At 44.1% G+C, this 12471-nt stretch carries 8 protein-coding genes and 2 pseudogenes; 2 read left to right on the top strand and 8 right to left on the bottom strand.

The annotated features are described in order from the left end of the window. Positions 1-9 precede the first annotated feature (9 nt). From MKY92_RS16720 to MKY92_RS16685, 8 genes and pseudogenes are all read right to left on the bottom strand, one after another. Positions 10-1629, bottom strand: coding sequence for a spore germination protein (locus tag MKY92_RS16720; RefSeq protein WP_339296983.1), 1620 nt, complete (start codon positions 1627-1629; stop codon positions 10-12). Positions 1630-1847: 218 nt separating this feature from the next. Beyond that, positions 1848-2972 (bottom strand): annotated as a pseudogene (locus MKY92_RS16715) (IS3 family transposase). Positions 2973-3541: 569 nt separating this feature from the next. Beyond that, positions 3542-5233: a dihydroxy-acid dehydratase gene (ilvD, locus tag MKY92_RS16710; RefSeq protein ID WP_017688240.1), complete on the bottom strand. Its 1692-nt coding sequence runs from the start codon at positions 5231-5233 to the stop codon at positions 3542-3544. A 15-nt stretch (positions 5234-5248) separates the two neighbouring features. Continuing rightward, entirely contained in the window at positions 5249-5914 is a 666-nt protein-coding gene (locus tag MKY92_RS16705; RefSeq protein WP_100527506.1) for a GntR family transcriptional regulator, read from the bottom strand. Between the two features lie 473 nt (positions 5915-6387). Beyond that, positions 6388-6498, bottom strand: a pseudogene (locus MKY92_RS16700) (tyrosine recombinase XerS); the annotation flags it as partial. 73 nt (positions 6499-6571) lie between these two features. Then, entirely contained in the window at positions 6572-8548 is a 1977-nt protein-coding gene (locus MKY92_RS16695) for a sigma-70 family RNA polymerase sigma factor (protein WP_339296982.1), read from the bottom strand. A gap of 81 nt (positions 8549-8629) precedes the next feature. Further along, positions 8630-8863, bottom strand: coding sequence for a hypothetical protein (locus MKY92_RS16690; protein WP_339296981.1), 234 nt, complete (start codon positions 8861-8863; stop codon positions 8630-8632). Positions 8864-9194: 331 nt separating this feature from the next. Continuing rightward, the gene (locus tag MKY92_RS16685) at positions 9195-9740 is read right to left on the bottom strand and encodes an XRE family transcriptional regulator (RefSeq protein WP_339296980.1); all 546 of its coding nucleotides are present in this window, start codon (positions 9738-9740) and stop codon (positions 9195-9197) included. 258 nt (positions 9741-9998) lie between these two features. Here MKY92_RS16685 and MKY92_RS16680 point away from each other — a divergent pair, with 258 nt between their 5' ends. Together MKY92_RS16680 and MKY92_RS16675 are read left to right on the top strand one after the other, a co-directional pair. Continuing rightward, positions 9999-10892: an MBL fold metallo-hydrolase gene (locus MKY92_RS16680; RefSeq protein ID WP_339296979.1), complete on the top strand. Its 894-nt coding sequence runs from the start codon at positions 9999-10001 to the stop codon at positions 10890-10892. 137 nt (positions 10893-11029) lie between these two features. Beyond that, positions 11030-11920 carry an alpha/beta hydrolase gene (locus tag MKY92_RS16675; RefSeq protein WP_339296978.1) on the top strand — a complete coding sequence of 297 codons (891 nt, stop codon included), beginning with the start codon at positions 11030-11032 and terminating at the stop codon, positions 11918-11920. Positions 11921-12471 lie beyond the last annotated feature (551 nt).

The following is a 12471-nucleotide window of genomic DNA, read 5'->3' as shown; positions in this document are numbered from 1 at the left end:
ATTCCTCCTTTACGCCATAGGGTCTCGGTCATGTTCGCCTGCCTGTTCAGCAAATGATTCCTGTCCCGTTGATTGCCTCATTAAATTGGAATCACCAATCATTACTGGTCGCTTCTTCATCTTCCACCAAGGTACACGCACTAACAAGTCTTTCATATTACTTTTATAAAAGGGTGCAAGCGGCAACATATAAGGTACACCGAACGAATCCAGAGACACTAATCGAACGAGTATGGGAATCAATCCAGCCAGTACACCATATAAACCAAACGTACCCGCCAGCAGCATGAGTGCAAACCGGAGCAAACGAATAGCACCCGCCATATTAATAGAGGGAAGCACAAAGTTACTGATGGCTGTGAAGGAAACCACGATTACCATAGCAGCGGATACTAAACCCGCCTGAACCGCAGCTTGTCCCAGAACCAATGCCCCAACGATGGAGATGGCCGGCCCGATTGCTCGGGGCATCCTAATTCCTGCTTCGCGGATAACCTCGAAGGTTAGTTCCATAAGTATTGCCTCAAGTAGCGCTGGCAATGGTGTATTCTCCCTCTGTGCAGCTAAGGTAATCAGAAGTGTAGTTGGTAGCATTTCCTGGTGAAATGTGGTTGTAGCAATAAATAACGACGGAAGAAGCAATGCAATGAAAAAGGATACCGTACGGATAAACCGAAGAAATGTTGCCAAGTCATAACGCTGATAGTAGTCTTCACTGGATGCAATAAACCGGAAAAAAGTTACGGGCGCAACCAACACGAATGGGGTCCCATCAACAAATATCGCTATTAGTCCTTCAAGTAAGCTGCCGGCAACGGCATCCGGCCGCTCCGTATTAAATATGGTGGGAAAACGAGACCAAACACCATCCTGGATGTACTCCTCAATATATCCACTTTCCAGAATACTATCGGTTTTAATAGAATCCAACCGTTTGGAAATTTCTCTCACAACATTCGGATCCGCAATTCCCTTAATATATGCCACCGACACTTTCGTCTGGGTATATTCTCCTATATTTCTAGAGTCAATGCTAAGATCAGTTGATTTGATCCTTCTCCGGAGGAGTGCTATGTTGGTGGAAATATCTTCAGTGAATCCCTCTTTAGGCCCCCTAATTACCGTCTGTGAAGTTGGCTCTTCTACAGCCCTCTTAGCCCCGCCGCTAATGGAGGCGGCATAAGCCTTTGAGTTACCTTCGACGATGAGTGCAACCTGACCATTAAGAGTTGCATTAATTAATTCTTCTTCGTTCTTAAGGCTGGTTATACTCCCAATAGGAGCGTAATCTAACAACCAAGTTTCGGCACTCTGATCTGGGATGGATCCATTCCGAATGGCTTCCGTGAGATCTTCCAAAAGCATCGTTAAAAGTTGATGATCAACCAGGCCTTCAATATAACTTGCAGCTAGCGCTTTATCTCCCTGTTCAGTATTCCAGCTACGGACAATGAAATCCGTACTATGACCCATTCTCTGTTTCAATACGGTCAAGTTATCATTGAGCGAACGACTCAATAGCTTAGGTGATTCAAGCGTATTTTTGCTACTGACTTGTTCAGAATCGTGAATATTCTTGTTGGATCTTGAATCCTGCTTAAACAGCCAATTTGTAACCTTTTGAATCACAGAACACATTCCCCTCTGAGTAGCGGTCAATTGGTAATATGCTTCCATCTGTTTATATATATACACATTGACCTACCCTGAGCAAGTTTTCAGTTTTTTTGTTATGTGCCTCTACTAGTCACGAAAACAGGTATGTTATTTCACATGTCAACCGTTAGGGGTGCATATCAGTGTGGCCATAGCCCCGTCAAGTAGACAATAAAAAATGAGAAATTCCATTAAGCGGCGACTTTTTTCCTGAATTCAATCGGGGAGAGGTCGTTGTTGTAAAACAAAATATACTCTGTAATTTGGTTCCTTGCTTGCTCCAGATTCTGAGGCTTCTCCAAATACAACTTCTCCGTCTTTAAGTGGGAGAAGAACGACTCAATACATGCATTGTCATAGCAGTTTCCACGCCGAGAATGGCTTCCTGTTAGCTTCTTCTCTTCAAGCAACTTGGCATAGCTCTGTGTTGTATACTGGAACCCCTGGTCCGAATGGAGCAAGGTAGGTCCACATTTCAGTTTCTTCACCGTGTCCATAACGAGATTTAAGTCATTTCGCTCGGAGAGTTCCCAAGCTACTACCTCGTTGTTGTATAGATCCATCACAACCGAAAGATAATTAAAATCATGCCCAATCCGGACATACGTAATATCCGTCACGAGCTTCTGCACAGGAGCTGCCGCCGAGAATTCCCGATTGAAAACATTACAGAATAGAACTGACGGTTTCCGGCCAGCAAATGGTCGTTTCTTGCTAATCACGGAACAAATCTGGAGTTCTCTCATTAAGCGGCGTACCTTTTTGTGATTCACCACAAGGCCTTCCTTTCCTAACGCGGTTCGCATACGTTTGTAGCCGAAATAAGAACGAAGCCGATGAATGCCTAAAATATGCGCTTTTAGATCCGCATCCCGATCTGCTCGTTTCTCTCGGAGGACAATATTCTTCTTCCATTTGTAGTAACCGTCACGGGAGATTTCAGCAATTTTACACAACCAAACCACAGGTGCCCACTTGCTTATTTCTCGAACGGACTGGCACCGGGCTTCGAAATCCAGCTTCCCTCTCCGTGCAAATTGGGATTGAGCTTTTTTAGATATTCTACCAGCGCTTTCAGATAAGCATTTTCTTCTTCTGCACTGCTAAAATGCTTCTTCGTCCAACGTCCTCGAAATCCTCAAAACTCTCTCCATTTTGGCTTTTCCGTACCCAAGTAATAATCTGGCTCTCACTCTTAATACCAAACTTCTCCATGATCCGACTGTATGTCCAACCTTCTTCCATCGCAAACGAACAGCCTCTTTCTTCGTTTCTTCACTATATTGATTAAAGGTTTGGCCTTTTTTAGCTGACATAGCAAAAATCCCCTCCGGCTTTCAGTGTTGAGTTCATTTTAACATGACCTCTTTTTTCACTGTCTACCTTGAGGGAATAATACCAAACGCAATTTTTATGTTACTTTTCTTTTGTCTCGCGACATGAATTCCAGCATGATAACTATTTAGATCCTTACCTAATCCGAAATGACACAATGTTCTTGTCCTTTTCGGCAAAGGAACCAAGTTCTTGTCCTCAGCTTGGGACAAGAACTTGGTTCCTTAAAACAAAAAAGCCGCTATAATAGCGACTTTGAATGGAACAATGTTCTTGTCCCGCGACACCACTAGCCGGAACCTGCCTGCTATTCGTAGCGAACCCCCACTTAATGAAAGTCGAGAAACGGTACAAGCAAAAATATACCCCCTAGAATTTCATCGGCTAAACTCAGGGGTTTTTCCAATGTCTATTCTAGGGGGTACACTTCATTTTCAAATGATGAAACTAAATTCTTCATCTTTTTCTTTTTTTTGTTTAGCGCGCTTCATGCATTCGTTGTAGTAGCTTCTCCCCTCCCATTTTATATGTAGCATCAATGTTTAATTGTCTATTCCATCAAATCTGTTACTGCCCCTCTGGAAGCGGAGGAAACTAATTTAGCATATTTGGCAAGTACACCGGATTTCACTTTCAGTGGCGGTTGTACCCAAGCTTGCGCTCGAGCGGCCAACTCTTCTTCTGGCACTTCAACCTTAATTTCCTGAATGTCGCTATCGATGGTGATAATATCTCCATTTTGGAGCAAAGAGATCGGTCCACCTACTTGTGCCTCAGGGGATACATGGCCGACTACAAATCCATGCGAGCCACCCGAGAACCTACCATCTGTTATGAGAGCAACTTTCCCACCGAGACCTTTTCCTACAATGAGTGCTGTAACGGAAAGCATCTCAGGCATACCTGGTCCACCCTTCGGTCCACAATAGCGTATGACCAATACGTCCCCTTCTTGAATTTCATCATTCATGATCGCTTCTGTCGCTTCATCTTCGCTATCGTACACCTTTGTCGGTCCGGAAAACTGTTGTATCTTCATGCCTGACATTTTGGCAACAGCGCCTTCAGGAGCTAGGTTTCCTCGAAGCACAACCAGTGGTCCATTTGGTTTAAGCGGATTATTGAGTGGACGTATAATCTCTTGATCATTCTGAAGTGGAGCAGCTTCCGCTAAATTCTCCGCCAACGTTTTACCAGTTACGGTGAGGCAATCCCCATGAAGTAATCCCTCAGCGAGCAATAGCTTCATTACCCCGGAAACACCACCAATATCATTCAAATCCTGCATGACATACTGACCACTTGGCTTCAGATCTGCCAAATGAGGAACACGCAAGCGAATTCGTTCAAAATCATCCAAGGTTAAATCCACTTCTACGGAGTGCGCAATAGCTAGCAGATGGAGAAATGCGTTGGTTGATCCCCCTAGAGCCATAACAACGGTGATCGCATTCTCAAATGCTTTCTTCGTCATAATGTCTCTTGGGTAGATTTCCTGTTCAAGAAGTGAGATGACCTGCTTACCGGCTGCTTCGCATTCCAATGCTTTATCCGCTGAGATAGCTGATGTCGAAGAAGAACCAGGCAAACACATACCCATTGCTTCTGCAGCTGCGGCCATCGTATTAGCGGTATACATCCCCCCACAAGCCCCTGGACCTGGACAAACACTGCATTCGACCTTATGCAATTGTTCGTCTGTTATTTTTCCATCTTGATATTGCCCAACGGCTTCAAAAGCTGAAACGATATCCACTTTTTTACCGTCGAGATTACCAGGTTGAATGGTTCCTCCATATACATAAACAGAAGGAATATTCATCCGTCCAATAGCCATCAAACATGCAGGCGTATTCTTGTCACATCCACCGATTGCAACAACGCCGTCAAAACGCTCGGCTCCGGTCACAATTTCAATCGAATCAGCTATAGCTTCCCGACTTGGTAGCGAGAACAACATCCCGCCATGCCCCATCGAGATCCCATCAGAAACGGTAATCGTATTAAAAATTAGTGGAGCACCGCCGTTATTACGTGCGCCCCGCTTAGCTTGCACCGCTAAATCATTGATGTGCATATTACACGGTGTTACTTCACTCCACGTACTTGCTATTCCGATCATTGGCTTTTTAAAATCCTCATCTTGAAATCCAACTGCACGCAGCATCGCTCTGTTCGGTACCCGGTTAGCACCTTCACTGATTACCTTGCTACGAATGCGAAGATCTTTTTTATTTTCCATGTTTCTTCCCTCATTTTAAAGTATTTCGTTCAGTTCCTGCATCGGTCGAATAAAATTTTGTTTCATTAAATTATGGGCATCGTTGCTATTTTTGCCTTCAAAAGCTTTAATAATCTGATCATGTTCTTCAACTGAAGCTAGTGTAGCCGTAATAGGTTGTTTTAAAAATACGTATTTAAATCGCCTAATGTGAATCTGAAGAGATGTATTAAATGTAGCTACATAAGGATTATCTGAGAGCTCCACAATATAATTATGAAATTGCTCATCCACCTCCATAGCCTGATAAACTTGTCCATTTTTAATAGAACTTGCGAATTCCAAATTTATGGATCTTAGTTTCTCGATCTGTTCTGGAACAATAGTTTGGGCGGTGATTTCAGCAGCTAAGGCCTGAAGAGCAGCCATCGTTGAATACATCTTAAAAATATCGTTTTTCTCAATATTCGTTACTTTTGTTTCTTTTCCTGGATGCATAGACACGAGGCCTTGAACTTCGAGTAACTGAAATGCCTCCCGAATCGGTGTCCGGCTGACTCCAAGCGATTCAGCCATTTCCGCATCAATAAGCTTTTCACCTGGTTGCAGTGTTCCATCAATAATCCATCGTTGAATCTGAGAAAAGGCTCTTTCTTTTGCGGACATACGGACTGGTAAGGAAAAATCTTTAGGTATTGGCATTGTTTTCATCCTCATTACAATTATTCTTATATGCAATATATCGCATACGCGATCGAGAAGCAATTATTATTTCATTTACGCGCTCAATTAAGTTTATCCAGATAACTATCTGTTTTTTATTGAGAGTCTGAGACAAAAAAGAGAACTATAATTTAAAAGTCTTTCTTTGAGAAATGTTACATAAGTAATATATTTTAATGTGAATGCTCTTATATAAAATTATTTGGTACGAATGAGGGCTTATGTACTTTTTACTTAAGTACACATCTAATCGGCAATCGGACGATGTTCTTGTCCCTCGACATGAGTTTGTAGTTTTAACTCTCACCCCTCCGTCGTATAATCTACCTAAAACGCCGAACTCATATTCCGAGTTCGGCGTTTTTAAAATTCAATGGACACAATTAATATGCCGGTTTGATCGACTCTCGCATCCTCCAGATTCATGAATTTATGCCCTTTGTCTAAATAATGGCTAATGAATACCTCAAAGAAGAATGAACCGTCAAAGCCGGCTTTCCAAAGGCTGTTGCATATTTCTCAACAAGTTTTTCTATAGAACGTTGTGTTAAACGTCTATTTTTAAAATGCTGTTCCACGTCCGCAGGCTTTTGAATGCCTTCCAGCCCTTAGTTTCGGGCTAGATGTTTTTGTTTGTCAGTAAAAAGTATTTTCGTATAACTTCCCCGTATGCGCATCAAGCACTTCGGGCGTCCGCTCGTGCTCGCTACCAATCATTCGATACACTAGTTCGTACGGGGCCTCTTCCGGCCGAGCATTGTGCATCCGTTCCCATTGCAGACGCAGCTTGGCCTGTGCCGTCCATCGGAGGATGGCTGTCTGGTAATCAAATGAAGGCACGGTCTCCAGCTTCTTTAACTGTTCTGGCCTTATGGAGGGGGACATCAAACTTTTGACCCTCCCATTAGAGCGGTCAACAGCTAGTTGATAGCATTCATCCCTGACAGATACGTCTTGAACATATACACCAAAGCGAATGATTTCCAAACGATCTTCGTCGTCGGTCTCTTCAGTTAGAAGCTTGAGATACGGCAACATTTCGGCTGCTAGTCCTCGGACATAGTCCATAGCTACTTCTATACATGCGTCTCGATCCCAGGTTAATGGAGCTAGTTGATCTGGCTTACCATGCGAAACAAAGTCAATCAGTTGTCCGGTTTGGCTGTCTACTCGCGCCTTGACCGCTCCCTCCATCTGATCAGCCCAATAGGCCTTCCAAGACCGGTCATTCTTGGCTGGACGCTCTTCATTCTGTTGCTTCCACACCATCAACTTGGTGTTCGAGCCAATATTGTCGTCTTGTACTAACTGAAATTGGTCGTTGTCTACGCCAATCCACTCTTCTAGGCTTCGTGTGGGCGGGAACTCACCTGGCCACTCGTCCAGAGTTCTTGGGTCAGAGGGGACAGCTTCTGCCCTATAGGCTGTCGGAACTTCCTCCTGTGATGATGCAGTATAGATTAGTCCTCTACTTCGGGGGGCGTAAACAAGATGGACCTGATCGTCACCATCCGTGTACACGGCTTTGTCCAATACGCAATATTCCACATGTAGCAAAAAATTCGCCTTCATACACGCCATCTGTTCCTCTTCTGGTGTGATCATGGTTGGGAGTGCTGGCCCTGGAACGGTTCCGTAGTACCTAAATCCGACCACGCGACCGCTGGGGTGAACCATAATCAGGCATCCCGTCTCAGGAAGCGGCAGCCCCATCGCCTTCTGCTGTCGTGTGTACCCAAACATCCCTTCCATCCACTCCATCTCACAATACGGAAAATCACGCAGTGCGCCGGGATAATGATCTTCCAGGAATTGCTCTGCCTGCTGTTTGAGCTCATCCTCAGATATCCGTGTCTCGTTGTCCAATGAGGCCCAGGAAATGGCATAGTCTAGCAAGTTGCCGTCCCTGGAGAGCGTGGCAGAAACGGCGTCATTACTCCCCGTTTTAACCCATAAGAATCCCGCTTCTCCCTTTCTTGTTCCCCTCATGGTGTTCTCTTGATAGTCATTGACGATCAAATCATAATCCGGTGAAACGGCAAACTGGTGCTCTGCCTGTTGTCTTAACTGCAGGCGTAATGTATCCAGGTCTCGTTCGAGAAAATCTTGAGCCATTTCGTTGCGCAAATGTTCCAGCCCCTTCCGTAATTGTGTTTTTACAGTACCTAATGGCATATCCAGGAGATGGGCGATTTGCTGCTGGGTCAGGTCCTTCTTATATTTTAAGAACAGGAGCTGACGCAGCTTCGGATTCAGACTGGCCAATGCACGCTCCAGATCCAGGGTTTGATCGATATCATTAACGACCAATGGCTCTTGCGCCTGTGGGTCTTCGCTCAGGTGAACACGCTTGGATTTCTCCAAATGATTGAGCGCCCGGTTCACCACAATTCTGGTAAGCCAGCTCTCAAACGCTTCGGCTTGCTGCAGCGTTTGCAGTGACTCATAAGCCTTAACCAGGGCATCCTGAACGATATCCTCCGCATCTTTGGACTCCCGTACATAATGGCGAGCCACTCGGTGCAGCTTATCCGTTCGATCCTTTATAAGAGAAACGAAGGCATCGTGATCTCCGTTTTGTGCGGCGTTGATTTGTTGCTGTGCATCGATCATTGTCGTTCACCTCCTGTTATATAGACAGCTAACTCGGGGGTTTGGATTTAATTAATGTAACATTATTCTGGAACTGACCGATCAAGTGACCACTCGCATGCGGCAAGCACGGGTGCCAAAGAGCACGTCACTCTTGGTGTGTTCCTGCTGAAGCTCCTTCATCCACTGAAGCAGTTCTTCCAGCCCGGTACGGGTATTGGAGAACTCACAGTCCTTTCCCCGTTCGATCCCCCGGTAGTCGATGGCGCGAGCGACATGGATTTCTTTCGCAATATCCTCATGGTTTCCACGCCCTTGAACGTACACCCAAATCATCAATCTTCCATTGTCCATCCACTAATTTGGCCTTAATGATATAAGCTAACGTACTAAGTGTCTATATCTTTGCCATTCTGCTCATGTATCCCCAATAGTAATGCTATCGTTTCCCGTTAGCTTAGTAATGATTTACTCTTTTATTTCATTTTCCTTTTGCAGAAGACTCTTGACCAGAAGAAAGGTGCATTTCCTATCAACACAATAGTAACCTCCCAGCCCGTTTTACCTTTCGAGAATAAATTGATTTAATGACAAAACCAACAACGCTGAAGTAAAAATATGTAAGTGTTTTTAGCAGACTTACTATTTTGACATTGTCGGTTTGGACTTAAAAAGTTGGAGGCGTCGACACGGCAATCACCAAGGTCTCACCTTTATATACATTCTTATAGCTATGCGGTGTCTTGGCATCGAAATATATACTATCCCCCTCTTCTAACGTATATCTATCATTCCCAAGCATGAACTCCAGGCAACCAGAATGGACATACACAAACTCCTCTCCTTCGCTGTGTCCTACGCCAACATCACCAGAAGTCGCACCTTCTTCAAGCACCCCCCAGATTGGTCCCATCTTATTTTTACTTCCCTCGCTAAGGGAATACCATGTAATACGTGAGCCTTCAGAATGTACCAACGGTTTACGTTCGTTTTTTCTCACAACGATGCTTTGTTCTTTCTCTCCAAATAGATCAGTAAAATTCACGTTTAACGCATTGGCAATCCTTTTTAGGACACTTATCGACGGATTCGCTTTGTTCCGTTCAATTTCGCTGAGAAAAGAGACTGAGATAGATCCTGCTTTTGCTACTTCTTTAAGAGTTAATTTCTGCTTTTTGCGGGTATTTCTAATGACCTCGCCTATAGAATTCATCTTTCATGTCTCCTTCACATTTGAATTTTTTTCGCTCTCAGCGAAATTTATAATTTGATAATAATTAAAATATCTAGCAATAGCAAGCTTTCTTATGGTGGTTCAATTTCGGTGTAAAAACGTTGATTTAAGAACATTATTGGATTAAGATTTTAACAAGGCTGATGTGCAAATACGTTCCCGGGACATGTACACATAATGCTTTTTAAATATAGAATTTCATTTCCAGCGAAATTTTGAAGGAGGGCGATGAGCTATATGACTAATCTACCTAAGATTTACACCGTAGGCGATACTACTGTTACCCGAGTCACCGAAATGGTAATCAGTGGTGTTCCGCCAGAAATTTATTTCCCAGGTACGTGGGACCCCTCTGTATTAGAAGAGAATCAACAATTCTTCCCTGAGGGCTTGCTTGACGAAAATTCGCAACTCATCGTGAGTATTGGCACCTGGGTCGTGAAGACACCCCATCATACGATTCTTATTGATACAGCTACAGGTAACGATAAAAACCTGCCACTAAATCCGGATCTTGCCAATCTGCAGCTACCTTATCTCGAGCGACTTCAAGAGGCAGGCGTTACTCCTGAAGAAGTCGATTACGTATTACTAACTCATTTGCATGTGGATCACGTCGGTTGGAATACAAAGCTAGTTGACGGCAAGTGGGTACCGACATTCCCCAATGCCAAGTACGTATTCCCTATTAAAGAACATGAGTATTACTCCAGCGAAGCGAGCCATAACAAAGAAAATGAAGCAAATTTCAATGTTTATGAAGAGAGTGTACTTCCTATCGTTGAGGCAGGCTTGACGGAAACTATCGGTCCAGAAGGCGGAAAGTTACTAGATATATTTACATTCATTCCGACTCCAGGTCACAGTATCGGACAAATGTCTATTCGTCTTTCATCGGGTGGTGAAGAAGCTTTGTTCGGCGCCGATATCATGCATCACCCATTCCAAGTTATGCGACCGGACTGGAATTCTATGTACTGTGAATTTGGCGATCAGGCCCGAATTTCACGCCGCTGGGTTTTGGAATATGTTGCCGATCGTCCAATTATCTATTTCAGTACGCACTTCCCAGAGAGTTCAGCGGGATACGTCACCCGAAGCGAAGACGGCTTCAACTGGCGCTTTATCTAATACTTTGAAGAGAGGCGAATAATATAATGTCTAACAACACATTCAACCAATCTATCTCCATCGTATCTGAGAACTTTAACATAGCTAGCGATACGCATGGTATTGAACTATCGGTCCTTAATAAACGTCCTGCATCTATGACTGTCTTCTCTAATGAGAAAACGATCGTCATGGTCCACGGTGCTACTTATCCAATTGGCAGCCTATATGATGTTGAGCTAGACGGTTTCACCTTCCTTGATTACCTCGCAAGTCACGGTTATGACGTCTATGCAGTAGATGTTCGTGGCTATGGTGGATCCACAAGACCCCCAGAAATGGAGCAACCTGCTGATCAGAATCCTCCGCTTGTCCGTACAGAAACCGGAGTTCGTGACTTTGGCTCGGCCGTAGACTTCGTCCTACAGCATCGAAATCTATCGAAAGTCAATGTACTTGGGATGTCTTGGGGCGGTACAGTGGCTGGGGCATATACAAGCCGCAATAATAACAAAGTGAACAAGTTAACCCTTATTGCTCCTCAGTGGCTGAGCAACAAACCAATCCCTATTGATACAGGCGGCCCGCTTGGCTCTTATCGCCTTGTGCCCGCAGCTACTACTAAAGAACGCTGGTTAAGTGCTGCTCCTGAAGGAAAACGTGACAGCTTGCTCCCTGAGGGTTGGTTTGAAAAATGGGTTGAAGCAACGCTGGCCTCCGATCCTAATAACAAGACCGTACACCCTGAGCATATTCGCGCTACCAACGGACCGATTCTAGACATACGTGAATATTGGACGGTTGGCAAAGCCTTCTATGAACCTAAAGATATCACCGTACCTGTACTCCTCATTCATGCGGAGTGGGATATCGATGTACCATTAGATTTGGCACAAAACTTCTTTACTTCCTTAACTGGAGCTGCTTATCGCCGTTGGGTGGAAATCGGAGAAGGTACTCATATGGTACTGCTCGAAAAAAATAGAGTTCAAGCGTTCCAAGCTGTTCAATCATTTCTAGACGAGAATTACACACCAGCGGGTCAATAACGACGCGATTAGCGGATTTTAATACAATCTCGCACCCGCAGCTTATTACTGCGGGTTCTTTACCAAGCAAACAAAAACGACAATCATTCTATATTCATTAAAGGAGGAAAATTCACCATGAATCATACTATGATTACATCGGCACAAGCGCCGGCGGCAATAGGCCCCTTATACTCAAGACATTGCTACCGGAAATGTTGGCTCCAGATCAACTGCGGAGCAGGTTACGTTGCCTCATGATGCTATGATCTCTAAGTTAAGAAGTCCTAATGCAGCGATTAGTGGAAAAAAAGGATATTTTCCCGACGGAACTTATGATTATGTAAAGAAGCTTTATATTTGGGCTCGTTACTATTCAACTCATTTTTGTATATCCGACACGTTGACCTTCCCTCTCTCAATTTATTCAACTAACATGCCCGTTAGCTTAATGAAATTAAAGAGGGCAAAATAACGATTACGCCTATTCTGCAATAGAAACATTTTCTTGTTTGTGCCTAACAATGACAAATCAGCACCAAGTACAATATCTGCATATGTTTCTCCTCCCT

Origin of the sequence: Paenibacillus sp. FSL R5-0623, from assembly GCF_037974265.1 — a bacterium.
Classification (GTDB): Bacteria; Bacillota; Bacilli; order Paenibacillales; family Paenibacillaceae; genus Paenibacillus.
The sequence above is the reverse complement of the archived record's forward strand: the minus strand, read 5'-3'. Positions and strand labels throughout refer to the sequence as shown.

Excerpts from the sequence above, each read along its gene's own strand:
- ilvD (WP_017688240.1), bottom strand. The coding sequence starts at position 5,233 with ATGGAAAATAAAAAAGATCTTCGCATTCGTAGCAAGGTAATCAGTGAA.
- MKY92_RS16705 (WP_100527506.1), bottom strand. The coding sequence starts at position 5,914 with ATGCCAATACCTAAAGATTTTTCCTTACCAGTCCGTATGTCCGCAAAA.
- MKY92_RS16695 (WP_339296982.1), bottom strand. The coding sequence starts at position 8,548 with ATGATCGATGCACAGCAACAAATCAACGCCGCACAAAACGGAGATCAC.
- MKY92_RS16690 (WP_339296981.1), bottom strand. The coding sequence starts at position 8,863 with ATGATTTGGGTGTACGTTCAAGGGCGTGGAAACCATGAGGATATTGCG.
- MKY92_RS16685 (WP_339296980.1), bottom strand. The coding sequence starts at position 9,740 with ATGAATTCTATAGGCGAGGTCATTAGAAATACCCGCAAAAAGCAGAAA.
- MKY92_RS16680 (WP_339296979.1), top strand. The coding sequence starts at position 9,999 with ATGACTAATCTACCTAAGATTTACACCGTAGGCGATACTACTGTTACC.
- MKY92_RS16675 (WP_339296978.1), top strand. The coding sequence starts at position 11,030 with ATGACTGTCTTCTCTAATGAGAAAACGATCGTCATGGTCCACGGTGCT.